The sequence below is a fragment of the Martinezella lusitana genome (genome assembly GCF_016901135.1).
GTDB classification, from domain to species: domain Bacteria; phylum Pseudomonadota; class Alphaproteobacteria; order Rhizobiales; family Rhizobiaceae; genus Rhizobium; species Rhizobium lusitanum_D.
This window is the reverse complement of sequence record NZ_JAFEVL010000042.1, coordinates 219,886-238,070: the sequence shown is the minus strand read 5'-3', so window position 1 is coordinate 238,070 and position 18,185 is coordinate 219,886. Positions and strand designations below refer to the sequence as shown.

Below are 18,185 nucleotides of genomic sequence, written 5' to 3'. Positions count from 1 at the left end.
ATCCACTATCGCTGCCTCATTAGCAGAGGCGAGCAAATAGCAAAGAGCGAGCCAGATCTAAAGCCGCCCATTTTTCTTAGGACATCTCATGAAGCCGAAACTCGTCCCGAACTCGGGCAGAGCGCGTCGCCGCGCGTGGAGCATACGCGTCCTTGTGGCCGCTCGGCTTCTGTTCGGGCCGGATACTGCCGCCTTAAGCGTCCCACACCATTAGCATTCCTTCTCTTGGAATAGAGAAGCGGTTCTGCCCTGAGGTCAAGGCAGAACCGGGAGACCGAATAACGGCTCACTTAATACGTCCAAGTGTCAGGGGTGTGAACTTGTTCGTCTGCTAATATTACACCACTCCTGGGTGAGCTCCTAGACAATAAATCATCCTATCCTTGCTCCGCGCATGTAGGCCCGAGCTCCTTAGCGAAAACCGGGAAAATCACATGTATTACGCGAAATTCTTCGCGGCTGTGAGTACGTCGTTGTTTGGCGGGCGGCTGTCGGCAAACCAAGTCAACGGCATCGGGGCCATTCTGACCGAATGGAAGGCGAAGTCCTTCGATAGCCGCTGGCTCGCCTACATGCTGGCGGCGACCTATCACGAGACGGACAACACTGTGTGCGCCATCTCGGAAACCTCCTCGGCGCCCCGGCTGCTTGCCACCTTCCTGAAATACTTCAGCGCCGACTAAGCAGCTGCCTATGCTCGTCAGCCGCAGCGCATCGCGAACCGGGCCTATGCAAGTCGTATGGGTAACGGAGACGAGATCAGCGGCGACGGTTGGCGCTATCGTGGCCGCGGCCTGGTGCCGATCACCGGCCGAGATAATTACGCCAAATACGGCATCGCCGATAATCCGGATGCGGCGCTCGATCCGATCAAGGCCATTGAGATCCTGTTCGATGGCATGACGAACAGCCGATTCACCGGCAGGAAGCTTGCGGACTTCTTCAGTGCCACGGCGGACGAGTGGATCGGCGCCCGCAAGATCATCAACGGCACGGATCAGTCGATCGATATTGCAGGCTACGCCCGTAAGTTCGCGGCGGCGATCGAGGCGGCGCGCTGATGGCGAGAAAGAAGCATGGTGAGCCCTCATGGATGCGGCGGCGGGTCATTGACGCCGAATATCGTCAGATTATGGGGGCGTAGTGATCTCATTCCTCGAAGACAAACACGTCACCTTCCTTCAGCGCGGCAAGGAACGCTTCACGAGCCTTTTCCGGTTGAAGGTTGCCCTCGAACGAATCCGTCAACGCTTCTTTCGCGGTTCGGTATGCTTGACCGTCTTCCAGCGTCGGCCATTCGTTCAGCAAGAATTCTCTGGCACGCTCGACGCTGCCAATGCTGACGCGTTGTCCAGTCCTTCTCGTCTCAACCGTAACCGGCTTGCTCCACGATGCTCTCGCCATTTGGTTTCTCCTTTGCCGAGGAAACTTGCTGACGCCGGGAATGTTCCGGGGAGGGCGATGACCTCACTCCTCCTTCATCGGTATCTTAGCTTCTTTGACTGCGTCGATGAACGCGAGGCGAGCATCCTCCGGAGTGCGCTTGCCGCTGATTACGTCGGCACAGATGGACAAGGCACGGTCCAATGCGGTGGCCTCCTCAAGCGGCCAATCCTCGATGAGCGCCCAGCTGGCCGCTTGGGTCGTATCGATGACCACCCACTCTTCGGGTTTCTCAAGAGCGATCGTGACCGCCTTGCTCCATTTTCTGTCCGTCATCGGAAACTCTCGAATTTGCGAATGCTTATCGCTTGTCTCATAGGCCGATTCATTTCGCCTGGCGAGGCGGTTTCGCGTGTCATTGACTTTCGCTGGAATGTTCCGGGGAGGGCAGCATGACAAGACAAAATGGAATCAATGTACATCGCTTCCTTGAGGGCTATGGCGTCAAGGTCCGTCTCTACCACGAGAGCAAGACGTCTCGGCCGGCTAATGTCGTCTATGGCGGCCGACAGATTGCTCGTCTTCTCAAAAAAGTTCCGGATCGCACAGGCCTCGTCGTGCGCTGTATCCAGACTAGCAATCCGACGGGCTTCGATGATGTCACGATCCGGTCGGTATGGTGCTTTCTTGGCGCCCATTTCCCCCAGAGCGCTCAAACGGCTGCGATTGAGGCGTTTTCCCGCAGGATCTCGCGGACGTGAAGAAGTGCGCTCTACGGCTCGCTATTGGCGAAGGCGGCCGCCTGACGAAAACGGCCGCCGCCATCAGCACCATTATTACCCAAGACATTCTGACCGGAGACAAAGCCGCATGACACAATCTACCGCCATAGACGAGTTCCAAGCCATCATCCTCGAGCGGCTGATCGAGGCGTTCGAGACGGACATCGCGCTGACGATCCGGGTCGGACCAAAGGTTCAGCGCTGGATTTTCAAATCATTGCAAGTGATTGAAGTAAATTTGCTCAAAGGCGAAATAATATTACGCGATGGCGCAGCTTTATATGCGTCCTACGAAGCGGCAAAACACACGGGCGATGATAACATCGGATTTGCATGCGCGGACGCCAAGCGATGAAAATCCCGCTTTGATGCGGATGTAAAGCTGTCGTCCACTTGTTATTGTTTTCTGGCCACCTAGATAGGTGATGAGCTGTTGCTGAGCGCTGGAATACTTGTGTTGCTCGCAATTGCTGCAGTCACTTTCTGCTTTTGACCACGGATGTACTGGCACTGGTATCGGAAGTGACGTGAGGAAGGTCGGCGCGGTTTCGCTCCGGCCTTTTTTGTTGCCGCCATTTAGGAGCCAATATGCCATCGGATGCGATTAAAGACGGGACCAAGCGACTTTCGGCTGGTGAAAAGATTGCCAATTCGGATAAGGCCGCCCGGGAAATCATCGCCAAAGAAAAAGCGCAACGAGAATCGAAAAGTGCTCGACTACGGCAAGCCCGCTTTGCGCAGGAAGCCGAAAGGGCGACAAGCTCCGCCGCGAAGCCGCTCAAACCTCGCAACCGCTCAAGTAAACCTTGATCGCAGACCCGATCGAGGATCACCATGGCTCGATAGGCCGAAGTGTGACCGTAACCATGCGGTGTCGCGAATAGGCCAATTCAATTCGCGCAAGCGCTGGAACACGTCAGAGCACTCGAAAGACTGCGGGTCGGAAACGGCAATCATGAGCCAGGGTGCGAAAGAGTTCGGTATGACTGTGTCGAGATGCGCCAGTTTCGCTTGGTCCAAGCGGCCCGCATGGGCTGCGTAGACCCAGGCACCTCAGGAAAAGGCCCGGCACAAGGCCGGGCCTGAGTTACAGGTTAACGGCAAACTCGTTGTTCTGATACAACCCTGTGGCCGTGGTGCCATTCTTTCACCGTCTTGGTGAAGCAGTCGCGATGATGACGGCCAGAATCCCAGCCGGCGCGCTCCTGATAGTGATGGCGATGATAATAAGGTCCGCCACCGTCTGTCGTAACTTCTACCGAAGCGGCTTGGGACGGAAGACTTGTGGCTGCAAGCGAAGCGAGAGCGATTGCAGAAGCGATAAAGAACTTGTTCATGGATTTCCTCCGAGCATTTTGCTCTTGTACAACGTCGCCTGGGGACGTTGGTTTAAAAGTAATATTCGGGGCATGAACGAGTCCTGACGGTTGCGTTCACGTGCGCTTAATCCCGTATGTTGATTAGCATAACTGCTAGTCGAGCTTTTGCTGCGGGTGCCTGCTGGAGATCATGGGCGTATAGATCGAAGCCGCTACCAGACGTTTAAATATCTTAGCAGTGACACGATGCCGATGATAATGACGATAATCTGCACAATCTGTCGTGTACGGCCATCTAGGGGTAGGCGCTGGACCAAGTAAAGCACCAGGACGATGACGAGGAACGTAATCAAAATCCCGATAATAACTGAAGCACCGAGCATCGGCTTTCCCTTCGCAAACGAAAAATATAATCGACAACAGGGGATCTAACTATGGGACAGCTGGCTAAAGTAAAGGCTTCTATTTAATTCTGAGGAGTGGACTTTCGACTTGTTCCTGACACGAGACTATGGCTTCACTCGTGGCGGAAGATGCCGCGCTGCCGCTCCAAACGTTGCCCTGGTACCATTAACTGCCCATGCCCACCGCTATCGGGGATCTTCGCTATTCTCAATTTTGCGATCATCAAAGTCCGGCTTTTATCAGCTCGATAATGTCGCAATAAATGCCTTCAACCATTAACGTGGGAACCGCTCGGTGGCTATACACGCCCAGCGTCGCGGCCCGATCTCGCCGTTGAAAGCGCCTACAGTTTCATGTCTTTCCATATTGGCCTCCGAATTAGCTTGATGCGGACAAGTTTGCGGAGGGGCATACCGACGAGTTCTTTCGCCGATGGACTCAACAGTTCGGCCGCCAGATAATCCTTGCGGGTGCAGAGCTCGCACCGGAATCGCCTCGCAACGCTCCTTATCGGAATGTCTCCGCACAATGGGATTAGGTCCACGGGCTCGTAGATGCGTTTCACCCGGCAGTGCGCGCAATCGATTTTGACGTAGTAGCCACCGTGTGGGTATGACGAAAGCGTGGGTGCTCCCAGGACGTCATAGCGGCTGAGCGGCTTCTCGGGCATTTCTCAAGTATCATCGACTTCAGGATAGTCAATCAGAGTATCCAAAAGGTCTCGCATGCGCTCAAGATGCATAAGCAATTCGCGCGACTTTGCTCCGCTACGTTCATAGCGTTCATCATAACAGCGGATGCTTACATGGCGCACGAATTCATCTAAGGCCACCGCGTCACTTCCGCTGATGGTCATCACTTTGGCTTTCGGCTTTGGTTCAACGTCGACGGCATCGTCGAGAAAAATCATGTCACCCATTTGCCAATCCTCCTTCAGGTTTGGTCAAGGCTCGGGCCCCAGCCTCGCGTCATTCCCTTGCTCATCACCGCGGAGGCGAGGGATAGCTGGTAGCGCAGATGCTGGATCCGGTGCACGAGATCCTCGATGGCGGCCCTTGCATCACCACTGTGCGCAGCAAGGATTGCTTCAATCGGATCGAATTCTGGCTCTTGGGCCATCGCTGCAGCTTCGGCACTCATTTGGCGCACGTCTCCGTTCCGCCGATCGACGGCGGTCCTCCTTGTCAAATTGTCGGTAAACCTAGACCGTGTCCGGTCTCGTTTGTTCTATAAATGTTCTCATTTTAGGGAAGAGTCAAGAGCGCCAGAGAATCGGGCCGGCCGGCATTATTGAAGCTTTTGACCGTCAAGAAGGCCATTCTCATAGGCAGCCGCAAGAGTGCTGTTTTCCGGATATGGATTAGGCCTATTGTTCAGGTGTCGTTTTCCTGCCTCGATACCTCGTTCATAGGCTTCTCTTTCATTTTCCGATGGGGTCCTCGGCATTTCTCGGCCGAAGCGCGCAATGGCTCTCGAGGTGGCGAGATCGCGTAGTATATTGCAATCAACAATTCCACTTTGGTAGAGCTTGATCAGATCCACCGCAAACATCTCTCGGTTGACATCGTTCAAATCGAACCAGGGTTGAGCAATGATAACGTCGAAAATCTTTTGAAGATTGTCGATCTCCTCCGGTTGAAGAACGCATTCGATGAGGTAGCGACGCATGACCTTCCTCCGTCATACAAGTTACTCTCTTTCAGCCTCTCGTGAAATGACAATCAACTGCAGAACTGGCAACCCATATCCTAGTTTGCCGGCTTGGAACTATGCGGTTTCAAATGCTCTGCAATCAGTTCCCGAGCCGCTGCGAATACGCCGCTGTGGTCATCGCCCTGGCTTTCCTCGAGCATTTGAAGGGCGTTCTCATAGAGATCGCGCTCTGCTTCCGCGCTGACCGCGCCGATCCGCCGAAGATGACCAATGAGCGCTGCAAGCGTGGCGGAATTCGAAAGCGCCACCGCGCCGGCGGACAGGGCGGCGGCATCACGGTTGTTCGGTTTGCCGGTCATATTTTCCTCCCGAAAGTGAAGCGCCTCCCTCAACGCTTGCATTGTACCTCCCCAGCTATCGCTCGCCAAAGATGGCGTCAAGACATCGGCTCCGTTCACGAAAAGAGTGCCAAGAGCTCGCCCATGAGTTCTTGGTCAATTGGGATAGCCGGCTGAAGGCATCTCGGACCTTTGATGGCGAAGCCAAAATTCGTTGATTGGGCAAGATAGCTGAGGCGAACAGCTCTGCCTCGTGGCATTGAGGCAGAGCTGAAAAGGTCTATTGAAAGGACCTCCCTGTGCGAACCTCCGACTGGGGGCGCGGGTGTTCGCACGACCCAGCCTTACTGCGGCTTGCTTAAACGTAGTTGAAAGACAAGTGGGCGCCAGCCTAATTCCGGACGGCATGCAGATGGCGAAGGTTCAGTTTGAAACCCTGGGCTTGATCGCATGATCGCGGTTATAGCCCATGATTTCGAGACCCGACGGAAAAGGGAAATCGTCAGGGTGAGAATCAAAGTGGATGAGTGTCTTAATGATCTTGCCAGAATTCTGGTCTATCCAAATCTCGATCGGACCGCTCCAAGTACGTCTATCAAATAGCGCATAGTACGGAGCGCTGGCTTCCCTTCTGCATGTTCAAGACCGGTCTCGAAGCAACTTTTGAATATTGGAAGACGTGTTACCTCATCAAGTGGGGTAAGCGTGACTCGCGGGTACCTTCTCCATTCAGCCCCGTCGGCCTTGTAATAGAAAACGTGAATGCCTCACATGAGAAGATGAGGCGGCCGGGCCGACTGAGAAGATTAAAATCGGTAGCTGCAACTATTCTTGGTGAACTCTTCGGTTTCCTCGTAAAATCGGCCTGATGCTGGCCACCGATCCCACGGTACATCAAAATAGTACGCAGGCGTTGCGCTAAATTAGTGTTGGAGAATTGCATTAAATTAGTGTAGGAGAATTACGCCAAATTAGTGCAATAGAATTACATTAAATTAGTGTTTCAGCGTGGCGTCCCACTAATGCCCGAAGGATATGATGTCATGCCAGCCCCCCACGAACTACTAGCCACCTCCCTTGAGGAGCTGAAGCGCGTCACTGAAGAAGGCACTCGCGGTGTCATCAAAAGCGACGAGCTGACCAGGCGGAATCGGGAGCGCCTGTTGAGTACTGGTTTCCTCGAGGAGATTATGCGTGGATGGCTTGCCGTAAATTCTCGACCATCCGACAGGCGGAGGGTCGATAACGCTTGGAGCACGGTCTACTGGGAATTCCTGCAACGCTACCTCGATGACCGTTTCGGTTCAGACTGGTGCCTGTCGTCGGAAACTTCAATTGCGCTCTGGGCAGAAAACCGGACCCTGATGCCCCAGGTCGTCGTCCGAAGCCCTGCGGCTAACAACCAGATAATTAGTATGCCCGGAAACACATCGATGTTCCTACTGAGGGTGCCCAAACTCGACCCCACAGTCGAGTATGAAGGTATGCGACTGATGAGCAAGGAGGACGCTCTCATCGGCATTGCTAAGAACACCTGGACCACCGCGCAGACCGACGTGATCTCGGTAGTCGGTTCGATCCGTGGATCCGCCACACTGTCGCGTGCGCTTCTTCCAAACGGCCACAGCAAGCTCGCAGGCCGAATAGCGGGAGCCCTTAGACACCTAGGTCGCGAGCGCGATGCCGACGCGATCGCCGCGTCCCTGCGCGCCGCTGGATATAACGTGGTCGAGGAAAATCCGTTAAATGGCTCGGTTCATACGATGCTGGATGAAAGGAGAGCGATCGCCCCCGCCGCCACACGGATCCGAAACATGTGGGCCAAGATGCGCGTCGACGTCCTGGACAGCATCGATATCGAAGGCAAGCGCGTAAACGATATCGATGGATACATGGAGGAAGTTGAGCAACGGTACATCGCCGACGCCCTCAACTCGCTGTCGATCGAAGGTTATTCGGTATCAGCCGAGTTCATTGAGCGCGTCCGCTCAGGAGAATGGAACCCAGAGGAGGATGCAAACGACTACGAGACGCGCAACGCGCTGGCTGCGAAGGGCTATCGCCTTGCATTCGAAGAGGTCAAGCACGACATCCGTCTAATCCTCGCCGGCGAGCCATCAGGCGAGTTGCTCTGGCACCGTCACCAAGACTGGTTCCGGGCGATGTTCCAGCCATCGGTGACGGCAGGTATCATCGAGGCTTACAAGCTTGCTGGATACCGCAGTCACAACGTCTATCTCCGCGGATCCTCGCACGTCCCTCTTCCTCCCTCCGCAATCCCAGACGCGATGGATGCGTTGTTCGACTGCATTGCCGAGGAAAGCGATGCGAGGGTGAAGGCGCTCGTGGCACCCTTCCTTTTCACCTACATTCATCCTTTCCCCGACGGGAACGGGCGCACGGGCCGCTTCCTGATGAACGCGCTGATGGCAGAGGCTGGTCTGCCTTGGACGGTCGTTCCGGTGGATCAACGCGACCGATACATGGACTGCCTGGAACAAGCCAGCCAACACGAGAACATCCGCCCGTTGGCGCTATTTATCGAGGAGCTGGCCAAGGCTCCACCTCCTCCTCGTCCGGAAAAATCGGCGTGGAGCGCCAAATACTAGCGCGGTCGTTCAAAGCTTGTGCGTCGCGCCGAAAGGCTGAACGCAGCATCGCAGTTGACGAACGAGGTCGACACTCTGCGCCACCCGATGATGTTGTGATTGCCGGACCGTGATACAGCGCGGCGCTGATATCGTGATGTTCCCAGCCCACTCTACGTGGCCCAACACTATACGTCTATGTGCCTGATCTCCGTAGCCATTGTCCATTAGCGCCTCCAGATATGGCCGCAGCGCCAGGCTTGGCCTGCCTGGCAATGTCGCCTGCTGTGGCCTTCGTTGACGAAGCGCTTCCTGAAGAACCTCGATCGCCTCCGACAGGCTATCATTCTCGGCTCATTGGAAGTCAATGGTCCGCTAATTGGAACTTGCAAGGTCGCAATCTGGAAGGAGGAACGCCTTCCCCCGGCCGGCGGTTCGTTGCCAGCGCACCCACTGCAGCGGGGAGACCCGCAACGCCCATCAAAACAGCCGAAAACCCTTATAGCACGATACTTTATTTATATTGGACGAGGCTCGCAATAAACGGAAAAATGCATCAAGGGACGCGGAACTTAAGACCTGGCGCTGCGATCATCGGTCGTGACATTCACCTGCACGGACATGTCGTCGAAATCGGATGCGCTGCCATCGTAGCTGCCCCACAGGGGTATCGCCTGTTTCGGGTCGCGGGCGACGCCGACACGGATCAGGTCGCGGTTGCCGACGATACCGTTGGTTGGATCGAACTCCACCCAGCCGGCGCCGGGAAGGTAGATCTGGCACCAAGCATGGGTCGATCCGCCACCGAGCGTCGACGAGCCGTCTCGGTCGGGAACGTAGATATAGCCGGTGATGAAGCGGGCAGCGAGCCCAAGCGATCTCGCCGCCTCCATCATTAGCAGCGCGAAATCGCGACAGGTTCCACGCCGAAGCTTCAGGGTTTCCACCGGAGCCTGCGTTCCATGCGCCGACCGCCGGGCGTAGATGAAGCTCTCGTGGATCGCGTAACATAAGGTCATCAGCAAGCGCCCGGTTTCGGTGGGCTGGCCGATCCGCACGAATTGCCGCGCCCATTTGCCGACCGCATCCCCCGGATCAGGGTAATGGCGATGAATGGTCCGCTCCAGATCAAGCGCTTCCTCCGGATCGTATGCAAAAGGATAGGTCAAGGCCGCCTCGTCGATCTGAAGGTCGATTGCAATGTGCGGCGTATGGTCAAGGCGAATGGTTGTTTCGAAGCGAAGTTCACGCGAGGCTTCCGCAAAACCAACCAGGGCGACACAATTGCCGAACACGTCATGGATCCATCGGACGTATTCCGGCTGCGGATCGACCTGCAGGTGGGAGCTCAACAGCCTCTGGTCGAAACTGTCCCTTGGCCTGAACATCAGGCGGTGCTCGCCAAATTCCACCGGTCTTGTGTAGCGATAGGAGGTGATATGCCGGACGGAGAATGTGGTCATCCAATCACCGATGATAGTTGCGAGGGCGGCGCTATTTATGAAACCTGCATGCCTCTTTCGCTTGGAGGCGATGCGAGAACCAATGCCATAGCAGACGTCGCCTGACGATCACAGGCATAAACGCCGGCAGTCGCCGATATGCATCTGCTTTATAAGGCTTTCCGAGCTTCGATCGACAGTCTGGCAATTTTATATTTGGTTTCTCAAGGAAGAAGCGCACCATCGCGCACGGCGCCCGGACCGTGCAGGTGTTCAGGTACGAACCGCCGACATCACCGCCGGAACAGGCAACAGCGGAGTTCAAACGGGTTTACACTCGTTCACATGGCGCTTGGGGCCGATGCGGCTTTTGCTTCCCGATTTCTATTGAGGCGGTTAGCTGATGATGTAAGGAGATCTTGCCTCATGCCGTCAGTGGTTCGTCATATCGCATCAGCCGCCCGGCATTCGCCAGCACCAGCAAGGTGCTGAAATTGTGGAGGAGGGCGGCGACAACGGCTCCCGCTGCTCCGAGAAAACCGAAACCCGCCAATGCGACGATCGCCACTGTCCAGCCGAGGCCTATGATGACGTTGGTTTTCAGCGTCCGGCGGCAGAGCCTGCTGAGGCGGATGCATGTGCCGAGCCGTCGCAGATCGCTACCGATCAGGATGATATCCGAGGAGGCAAGCGCGATATCGGCGCCGCCCGCGCCCAAAGCAATCCCGACGGCACCGGCCTTGAGGGCGAGCGAGTCGTTGATCCCGTCGCCGACGACAAGAGGTTTGAAGCCGCTTTTCGTCTCGCTTAGCACGCGTTTCAGCTTGTCCGCGGGCAGGGCCTCAGCCGCTATGTCGGTTATGCCGATCTCGCGCGCCAGGGCATGCGCGACCGATTGGCGATCGCCGGTGAGCAGAAGCTGCCGATTGAGCCCGAGCGCCCGCAACTCCGTCATCGCAGCCGCTGCTTCGGGCTTGACCGTGTCCGACAGGAGAAGCCAGGCGACAAAATTTCCGCCGATGGACATGCCCGCGAGCGGACCGTCATGCGAGGGAACCGGGGGAACGATGACGGACAGGCGTTCAAACAATTCGGGACGCCCGAGGGCCACTTCACCCATCGCCGTGCTCGCAACGACGCCCAAGCCTTGAAATTCCCTAACGCTCGTCAGGGGGTGATGAGCATCATGGGCGACGAGCGAGGCCAGCGCCCGGCTGACCGGGTGGCTGCTGGCAGCGCCCAGCGAGGCGGCCAAGGCCCGAACGGTCTCTCGGTCCGTATTGGCGGTAAGCCTGATGTCCTGCAGCCGAAGCCGGCCGAAGGTGAGGGTGCCGGTCTTGTCGATGACCAAGGAGGTCAGGTCTGCCAGCTCTTCGAGAAATGCCGAGCTACGGATGAGGATGCCGTGGCGCGCGGCGACCGCGATACCGGCAATCGCCGTTGCCGGCGCAGACAGGACCAGGGCGCAAGGGCAGGCTGCAACCAGGATCGCAAGCATGATCTGGTCATTGTAGGTGAGGAACCAGGCGATGGCCGCTATCGTCAATACGAAGGCCAGATATTGCTGAGCGTAGCGCTCCAAGAGCCGGGTGATCGGCGGCTTTGAACTTTCCGCGCGCTGCATCAGCGCGATGACCTTTCCAAGCGTCGAATCCTCACCTGCTCGGGTCACCTCGATCTCAAGGCGACCGTCCAGGTTGATCGCGCCACCGAAGACGTCCATACCGGCGGAGACTTCGAGAGGCACGGATTCGCCGGTGATCGGCGCGGTATCGAGGCTCGCGTGTCCCTCCCTGACGCGACCATCGGCGGGAATGCGGTCTCCCGCTCTCACCTCCACCAAATCGCCTGGCTTCAGCGCGACATTGTCGACTTCACGCGTCCCGCCATCCGGCGTGATCAGCCGCGCGTGGCTGCGGGTCAGACGCGCCAGCGCCTCCATCGCTTCTTTCGATCCGATGACGCTGCGCTCCTCCAGCACATGGCCGAATATCATGATGATCGGCAGAAGCGCGGCGGTCAGCAGATCGCCCGTCGCCCAGGCAGCCAGCATCGCCAGGGCGATCAACTGATCGGTGATGCCATGCAGGCTTGGATGGCGCAGGCTATGCCAACCGGACCGTACGACCGGAACTGCGACGATCAGCGAGGCAGCCGCCAGCAGAAGCTGGCTGACGCCCTCTTCGTCAGGCGCAAGCCAGCGCCAGGCGATGCCGAGCGCGAGCAAGCTCAAGGCGATCATGGCGAGTGTGAGCTGAACGGCCGCCGCCTGCTTTTCGTTAGCGGTCAGCAGGCCGGCGCTGAGCACATGGCCATGATGGTGCGCGTGGCCATGGGAGCCGTGCGAATGATCGGTCGCCACACTCATTTGTCGGCTCCCTGCAGAATGAGCCGTGCATCGTCCCGGGGATCGACCGTGACCACCGAGCCTGCCTGCGACAGGATTTTGCCAACGCGATCCCGATAGAGACGCCAGAGAAGGCCGGGATCGCTATCGGACCCTTGCGTGCTGGCAAAGCCGGTGACGGTGGCAGTGTCGGCACGTGCCTTTGCCAGCCGTTCGCTGGATTGCGCTTCCGCCACCTGCACGATCCGGTCGGCTTCCTGATCGGCGGCCTGCTTGTCCTTCTCCGCATCGTTTTGCGCTGACGCAATCGCCTGCTCCGCCTGCTGGCTTGCCGTCAGCACCCCATCGAATGCGCTAACGGCCGTCGCCGGGAGTGTGGATTGAACATCGGCCCGGTCGATCTCGATCCCGAGACCCGTGCCCTTCGCTTTCAGGGAGTTTAGACTGCTATTGATGCTGTTCACCAGGTCGGCGCGCAAACGCTCGCGACGCTCGGCGACATCGCTGTCGGCGGAGACCAGTTCCGGGCGTGCGACCAGAACGCTGTCCAGATCGCGTGAGGCACAGATCACAACGGCGCTGCGGGTCACGAGACGGTCCAGCGCCGGAAGGACGTGCTCCTCTTGCAGGGCATAGGCGAAGGGATCGGTCACCCGATAAAAGACGCGGATATCGAGCTGAACGACACTCGCGTCTGCGGTCAGCAGATATCCCGATCCCGCCAGGGTATCGCTTTCTGTCGCAGTGCCGGCTTCGCCGGCCTGCGCGGCTGGTGAGCGAAGCAATCCATCGATCCGGCGTTCCAAGACCGTTGCGGCGTCGGGCAGAAGCAAAACCTTTTCGAAAGGCGCAGGCAAGGCCCATAGCAGGCCAGATTCCTGCACCCGATCTAAGGCGCCCAGGCGCAGGATAACGGCCCGGCTTTGCGGCGCGATCTCCCTGATATTGGATGTCGCCCAGCCGACGGCCGCCAGCACCATGATTGCGGACAGCAGCACGGACACCAGACGAAAGGCCTGATGTTGCGCCGCCGAATTCCTATCCCCGACCGCACCCATCTCTAACGTGCTCCGCCTGCCGACGCGGCGCTGGGTGGACCATCGATCAGAGCCCGGAACGGTGCGGCATCGGTGCGTAAGACAAGGCGCGTGTTGGAATTGACGATCGTGCCGAGCGTGTCGAGCGAGCGAAGCAGTTCGTAAAGCTCCGGCGCGCTCTTATAGGCCGTTCCATAAATCTGCGCCGCTTCGACGCGGGATTTGGCTTCTATATCGGCAGCCTTCACGGTCGCGTCCGCCTGCAGGACTCTCGCGTCGCGTTCGGCTGCGGAACGAATCTCCGCAGCCTGGCGTTTGCCGACCGCCGCACGCTCGGTGGCGATTGTCTCACGCTCGGCCCGCATGCGGTCGACGGTGGCGTTCAACGTCACCGACGGTAAGGTCAGGCGCTCGATACCGACATCGACAACCTGCAATCCATAAGTGTCGAACAATTGCTGTGCGATCTGTGCCTTGAGTTGCTCCTCCAGGGCATCGATCCGAAGCTTGTCCGGATCGGGATTGATCAGCGACGACAGGTCGAAATTGCTGGCTCTGGTTTCCAGCGATGATCCCAGGAACGTGCGGATTTGCGCTGCCGCCTGATCCGGCTGGTTCTGAACCGACCGCACGAAGCGCTTGATGGCATCCGGATCGGGGGGAACCTGCCAGATCGCATAGGCCTGCGCGATGATCCGCAGCCCATCCTTGGTTCCGACATCCTGCAGGCCGCTGGACGTTGATTTGGCGCGCAGATCGACGTCGATGGTTTTCTCCAGAGGAATGGGAAGCCGGAAGGCGAGGCCTGGATCGATCAGAACGCGAGCCGGATTGCCAAACCTGGTGATGATGGTCGCGGCTCCCGATCTCACCTGGACGAGGCAGGCGGCGACCAGAATGATGGCGACGACGATCATCGCGACGATCAGGCGGGACCACCGAAAGGGCATTGTCACGTTGTGATCACCGCCGTGAGAATGATGATGATCGTGACCGTGATGGTCTAGGCCCGGATGGGCGTGTGCGTCAGTCATGGGCCGGTTTCTTCGCTTTGGTATGGAGTGTTCGGCTCGGCATTTGTGTCGGGATCGACCGGCAACATCATGCTCCGGAGATCGAGAGTCGGAGCGACGCTTCCGCCGATGCGGTGATCGAGGACGAGAGCCTTTGAATGGGATAGTCCCATCGTTAGTTGATTGAAGTATTCCTCTGTCAGAAATGCCTGTCCCGCCTCGTGGAAGGCTGATTGCTCGGCCTGGAAGCGCAGCTTTGCGACCTCTGAAGCCGCGATGCCTTCCCTTGCCGTCGCTGTCGCATCGTCCTGCCGGAGGCTGGCATTCAATTGCGCCTCGTTCGTCTGTTCGGCTGCTGCTCCCCGCTCGCGCGCAACCAGCGCCTCGGCGCTGATCTCTACCGCCTGGACGCCGTGAAATGCATTGGCCGCGCCGGCGGGTGGGTGAATAGCCTCGACGACGACTGCCAGAATCTCGACGCCACTGTTCAGCTCATCCATGTTTTTCTGGACTGTCGAGGCGATATCGCTTGCCAGTGACAGCCGGCCCTCGCTCAAGACATCGTTGAGCGTTCTTCTGGCAAAATCATGCACCAATACCCGGTTCGCTGTGCTTTCGATCAAGGCCGGCAGATCGGCGACCCGATAGGCGGCTTTCATCGCCGCCTGGTCCGAAAGACCGATGCGGTAGACGAAGCGGACGTCCATGTTGACGACCTGAAAGCTTTGCTCGCCGCCGGTGCCGCTGGCGATGACCTGCGATTTCTCGCTGATGTGCGAGGCATCCCATAGCCGGTTCGCACTTTCCGGCGCTGGCCCTTCGGCATCGGCCAGCGCCTCGCCACTGCCGTTCGTGCTGACGGAGGTTGCCAGCTCGTGCACACTGCCGTTCTCGATGGCAATGACACGGCCGAACGGCCACGGAAGACCGATGTGAAGGCCGGAATGCAGGATGCCCTCGGCCTTGCCGAACCGCTCATATACGCCACGGCCGGACATCGGAATTTCGCGCAAGCCGCTCAACAGCCAACCCAGAAGGAGTGTTCCAAGAATGATGGCCGGAGCGGTCTTTCGAATGAACGAAAAAGCCCAAATCTGTCGAAGGTCGATGCCGTGCTTGGTCCGCAATTCAGATTGGATGCCGACCAAAGGCTGAGGTGGCCACCGAAGAGTGCCGGCGATAAGGCTGGTGGCGATCAATGCCGGCTCGCCGCTGTCGTTTTGTGGACGGAACATAGAGGCGATCGCGCGGAGCAGGAGCTCAAGCCCGACAAGCGCGACAAAGCCTCCCAACGCCGCCAGGAGTTTGATGGACAGTTCGGATCCGCGCGCGCTCAGGAACAGGCAGAAGCAAGACAGGACGAGCACGAAAATGGGCACGCGCGACAATTGCGAAATTGCTCCTGCCTCGGGCCATTCCGCTGCATCGATCGCGGCGAGCCGTCTTTCCGTCACAAGCAGAAGAAAGGCGAAAGCCAGACAGGCCGCAATGATGACGAGGGACGGCGTTCCGATCGCTGTGCCATCCGCCTTCAATGGCCAGCCGGCGTAGACGATCAGGCATGCGAACAGGGAGAGACCGGCGACCCAGAGCGGGCGGGCTCCGATCCGCAACAGGAGTGACCGCACCGCGAAGAAAGCGCTTCCCGTCCACCGCTCGATCCGATCCGGCCCTTCCATCTCCTGCGGCGACCACGGCGATGTCACGAAAGCAATGAGCCATTGCGCGGGTTCCCCGAGCCGAATACCGGCGAGACCGGCTTTCTTTCGACGCCATTCCGCCACGTCGTAGGCAGATCGAAGCCCGGTGCCAAACAGGATAAGTGCAGCGGCGTTATTGCAAAACAGAGCCACCCAAATTGGGTTGAGGTTGAATGTATTTGCAATCAGGGCACAGAGCAAAAGCAGGGCCGCGAAAATTGAGACGCTGAAGCCCTGGTTTGCAATATCATGCGCTTGAACCGCGGCAAGTTGGAAGTCTGCTCGGTCTTTGATCTCAGGAAGCTGCTGCGTATCGTCGGAACTAGTTTTCGGCATTCCCATACTATATGCGCTCTTCCACGCCGCATTGAAGAAAGGTTTCTATCTATCTCGCCAGCGCCGCGACCATTTGGGTGTGAGGATACGTTATTACGTATCGCCCGCTTATCTGCAAGGCCTCACCTTGATCAAGGAAAGCCGGCTGATCGGCATCACTTGTGCCGCGTAGCCCCCGGAAAACAGACATAGTTTAGCTACGACGAGCTTGGCCGTCGGTGCCCGTCGTCTGGACAGAGCTGGCCTTATGCCACCCGCCGGCTATCGGATCTTCGCAACGCGGCGGCGCGGGTTCTTAAATCCCCGACCCGTCGAGCTGCTGGGCGTCGTCGCCTTCCCAGGGTGAGGGCATGGAGGTGCGATTGAGATTGGCCGAGGGCATCGGCATCCAGCACTTCAGCTCCGGCTCGGCATATTGGATGACGCGGCCCGGCGAAGAATCAGAGGCGCGCCAGCCTTCTGAACCGAACTGATCGCCATTCGACCAGTAGGCGAGGTCAACTCCTGCCGGCCCCTGTTCGGACGGGCGGATCGTGACGAGGATCCGACTGCCGTCTTTCGGCGCGCTTGCCATGTGGCGCCAGCGGTCTGGCTCGTCCATCGTTCTTCCTCCTGCCTTGCTGCGGATTGAAGTGTCGCCTCGCCATCGAAAGCGGTCAACCCAAACTTTCCACAACTCATCCTCTATCGATTGATTGTCCGATCTGGGGATCGGGTGGAATTTCCTGAACATCGGCGGAACGACGCTGCTGACCACGATCCACAGCTCCGCCGAGAAGAGGAGGGCGCAAGCTACCAGCGACATGATAATCTTCGCAGCAGCCTCGCCTGTTCGTTCAGTGCCGGCGATCTGCTCGAAACGTTCGGATGGTGTTGAATTCCGCGAGGATTTGGCCCCTTTTCCGCAACTCCTTGACCCACTTTAGCCGCGGACAACGCCATCTTACCGAGGTTTTGTACGACGACAGCGTGGTCTGCGCAAAATGGAAAAGAGGGTCGGTTCGCGGTTGAAATCAACACCCGGTCTTCAAATGCTTCATTCACATCTCTTCTGACACCGGCGAGCGATGCTTACTTAAATCGTTCGGCATCGATTGGAACGAAGAAGCCGGCTTTGACACGATCCATGATGACCATTGTCTTGAACCCCTTGATATCATTGTTTTCGTAAAAGAATCTCCGGGTGAACTGCTCGTAGTCTTCCATGCTCTCGGCGGTTACGATCAGCAGGAAGTCGGCATCTCCCGTGACGTAATAGCCGTTCATCACCTCCGGCGTCTGCCGTATCGACTGCTTAAAACGATCGACGATATCGGCTCGTTCGCGCTCCAGTGTCACGAGTACGAACATAGATACCGGCCGTCCGACTGATTTCGGCCGGACAATCGCCACGTCTCCTTCGATAACGCCATCAGCCCGCAGCTTCTTCAATCTTCTCTGAACCGCGGTCGCCGAAAGGCCGACGAGTTCTCCCAGCTCTTCCGACGCTAGGCGATTGTTTGTCTGAATGATGTTGAGCAGCTTTGCGTCTATTCGATCCATGCCCTGACCTCTGTTGCCGATTTTCTGTGCATGGTGAAAATATACGCAGAAATTCTGCGTTGCGACAGCGATCTTGCAGGAAACGTGCTTTGCTACGCGAATAAGTTTGATCAAGAGCAAGAAATGGGAAGGCGGAAAAGCGATGCGCCCAATGTCATTTTCTACTGTCCTGGCGCACCGCTTCGCTTCAGCGGTTGGAAGGGTCTGGACTCGGCGGCGAGTGTTCAGGACATGGCCTCGGCCAACTCACGGAATTGAAATACGTCTGCTTCGGCAATCTTGCCGCCTAAGGAAATACCG

General features: G+C 57.7%; 21 protein-coding genes. 6 read left to right on the top strand and 15 right to left on the bottom strand.

The window, feature by feature from the left end:
* Positions 1-434: 434 nt before the first annotated feature.
* Positions 435-683, top strand: a complete 249-nt coding sequence (locus JTP94_RS35540; protein WP_246754990.1) for a hypothetical protein — start codon at positions 435-437, stop codon at positions 681-683.
* Positions 684-740: 57 nt separating this feature from the next.
* Complete coding sequence (locus tag JTP94_RS35535) at positions 741-1,061, top strand: hypothetical protein (protein WP_246754988.1); 321 nt, start codon at positions 741-743, stop codon at positions 1,059-1,061.
* Positions 1,062-1,149: 88 nt separating this feature from the next.
* Here JTP94_RS35535 and JTP94_RS15350 read toward each other — a convergent pair whose 3' ends face one another.
* The gene (locus JTP94_RS15350) at positions 1,150-1,404 is read right to left on the bottom strand and encodes a DUF982 domain-containing protein (protein WP_204851341.1); all 255 of its coding nucleotides are present in this window, start codon (positions 1,402-1,404) and stop codon (positions 1,150-1,152) included.
* Between the two features lie 63 nt (positions 1,405-1,467).
* Complete coding sequence (locus JTP94_RS15345; RefSeq protein WP_034512486.1) at positions 1,468-1,719, bottom strand: DUF982 domain-containing protein; 252 nt, start codon at positions 1,717-1,719, stop codon at positions 1,468-1,470.
* Between the two features lie 116 nt (positions 1,720-1,835).
* On the opposite strand from JTP94_RS15345, the gene JTP94_RS15340 reads away from it, so the two are divergent.
* The 3 genes from JTP94_RS15340 to JTP94_RS15330 all read left to right on the top strand — a co-directional run bounded on the left by JTP94_RS15340 (position 1,836) and on the right by JTP94_RS15330 (position 2,975).
* On the top strand, positions 1,836-2,144 hold the full coding sequence (locus JTP94_RS15340; RefSeq protein WP_246754987.1) for a hypothetical protein: 309 nt from the start codon (positions 1,836-1,838) through the stop codon (positions 2,142-2,144).
* A 109-nt stretch (positions 2,145-2,253) separates the two neighbouring features.
* Positions 2,254-2,520, top strand: coding sequence for a hypothetical protein (locus JTP94_RS15335; RefSeq protein WP_204851340.1), 267 nt, complete (start codon positions 2,254-2,256; stop codon positions 2,518-2,520).
* A gap of 233 nt (positions 2,521-2,753) precedes the next feature.
* Positions 2,754-2,975 (top strand): hypothetical protein, encoded by a 222-nt coding sequence (locus tag JTP94_RS15330; RefSeq protein WP_204851339.1) that lies wholly within the window; start codon positions 2,754-2,756, stop codon positions 2,973-2,975.
* Positions 2,976-3,259: 284 nt separating this feature from the next.
* Here JTP94_RS15330 and JTP94_RS15325 read toward each other — a convergent pair whose 3' ends face one another.
* From JTP94_RS15325 to JTP94_RS15305, 6 genes are all read right to left on the bottom strand, one after another.
* Entirely contained in the window at positions 3,260-3,502 is a 243-nt protein-coding gene (locus JTP94_RS15325) for a hypothetical protein (protein ID WP_204851338.1), read from the bottom strand.
* Between the two features lie 194 nt (positions 3,503-3,696).
* The gene (locus JTP94_RS35925) at positions 3,697-3,867 is read right to left on the bottom strand and encodes a Thivi_2564 family membrane protein (protein ID WP_312038174.1); all 171 of its coding nucleotides are present in this window, start codon (positions 3,865-3,867) and stop codon (positions 3,697-3,699) included.
* A 695-nt stretch (positions 3,868-4,562) separates the two neighbouring features.
* A complete protein-coding gene (locus JTP94_RS15320; protein ID WP_204851337.1) occupies positions 4,563-4,808 on the bottom strand; it encodes a hypothetical protein in 246 nt (81 codons plus the stop codon).
* A 14-nt stretch (positions 4,809-4,822) separates the two neighbouring features.
* Positions 4,823-5,029, bottom strand: coding sequence for a dehydrogenase (locus JTP94_RS15315; RefSeq protein WP_204851336.1), 207 nt, complete (start codon positions 5,027-5,029; stop codon positions 4,823-4,825).
* A 147-nt stretch (positions 5,030-5,176) separates the two neighbouring features.
* The gene (locus JTP94_RS15310) at positions 5,177-5,557 is read right to left on the bottom strand and encodes a hypothetical protein (RefSeq protein ID WP_204851335.1); all 381 of its coding nucleotides are present in this window, start codon (positions 5,555-5,557) and stop codon (positions 5,177-5,179) included.
* 80 nt (positions 5,558-5,637) lie between these two features.
* Positions 5,638-5,901 carry a hypothetical protein gene (locus tag JTP94_RS15305; protein ID WP_204851334.1) on the bottom strand — a complete coding sequence of 88 codons (264 nt, stop codon included), beginning with the start codon at positions 5,899-5,901 and terminating at the stop codon, positions 5,638-5,640.
* Positions 5,902-6,923: 1,022 nt separating this feature from the next.
* Here JTP94_RS15305 and JTP94_RS15300 point away from each other — a divergent pair.
* Positions 6,924-8,489 carry a Fic family protein gene (locus JTP94_RS15300; RefSeq protein WP_204851333.1) on the top strand — a complete coding sequence of 522 codons (1,566 nt, stop codon included), beginning with the start codon at positions 6,924-6,926 and terminating at the stop codon, positions 8,487-8,489.
* A gap of 551 nt (positions 8,490-9,040) precedes the next feature.
* On the opposite strand, the gene JTP94_RS15295 is transcribed toward JTP94_RS15300, so the two are convergent.
* The 7 genes from JTP94_RS15295 to JTP94_RS15265 all read right to left on the bottom strand — a co-directional run bounded on the left by JTP94_RS15295 (position 9,041) and on the right by JTP94_RS15265 (position 17,885).
* The gene (locus JTP94_RS15295; protein ID WP_204851332.1) at positions 9,041-9,931 is read right to left on the bottom strand and encodes a transglutaminase family protein; all 891 of its coding nucleotides are present in this window, start codon (positions 9,929-9,931) and stop codon (positions 9,041-9,043) included.
* Positions 9,932-10,334: 403 nt separating this feature from the next.
* Positions 10,335-12,278 (bottom strand): cation-translocating P-type ATPase, encoded by a 1,944-nt coding sequence (locus JTP94_RS15290; RefSeq protein WP_204851331.1) that lies wholly within the window; start codon positions 12,276-12,278, stop codon positions 10,335-10,337.
* Complete coding sequence (gene hflK, locus JTP94_RS15285; protein WP_204851330.1) at positions 12,275-13,315, bottom strand: protease modulator HflK; 1,041 nt, start codon at positions 13,313-13,315, stop codon at positions 12,275-12,277. The genes JTP94_RS15290 and hflK (JTP94_RS15285) overlap by 4 nt, the downstream gene beginning before the upstream one ends.
* A gap of 2 nt (positions 13,316-13,317) precedes the next feature.
* Positions 13,318-14,328, bottom strand: coding sequence for a protease modulator HflC (gene hflC / locus JTP94_RS15280; RefSeq protein WP_204851329.1), 1,011 nt, complete (start codon positions 14,326-14,328; stop codon positions 13,318-13,320).
* A complete protein-coding gene (gene hflK, locus JTP94_RS15275) occupies positions 14,325-16,343 on the bottom strand; it encodes a protease modulator HflK (RefSeq protein WP_246754985.1) in 2,019 nt (672 codons plus the stop codon). The genes hflC and hflK (JTP94_RS15275) overlap by 4 nt, the downstream gene beginning before the upstream one ends.
* A gap of 295 nt (positions 16,344-16,638) precedes the next feature.
* Complete coding sequence (locus JTP94_RS15270; protein ID WP_204851327.1) at positions 16,639-16,944, bottom strand: hypothetical protein; 306 nt, start codon at positions 16,942-16,944, stop codon at positions 16,639-16,641.
* 470 nt (positions 16,945-17,414) lie between these two features.
* Positions 17,415-17,885, bottom strand: a complete 471-nt coding sequence (locus tag JTP94_RS15265) for an Lrp/AsnC family transcriptional regulator (protein ID WP_047462962.1) — start codon at positions 17,883-17,885, stop codon at positions 17,415-17,417.
* Positions 17,886-18,185 lie beyond the last annotated feature (300 nt).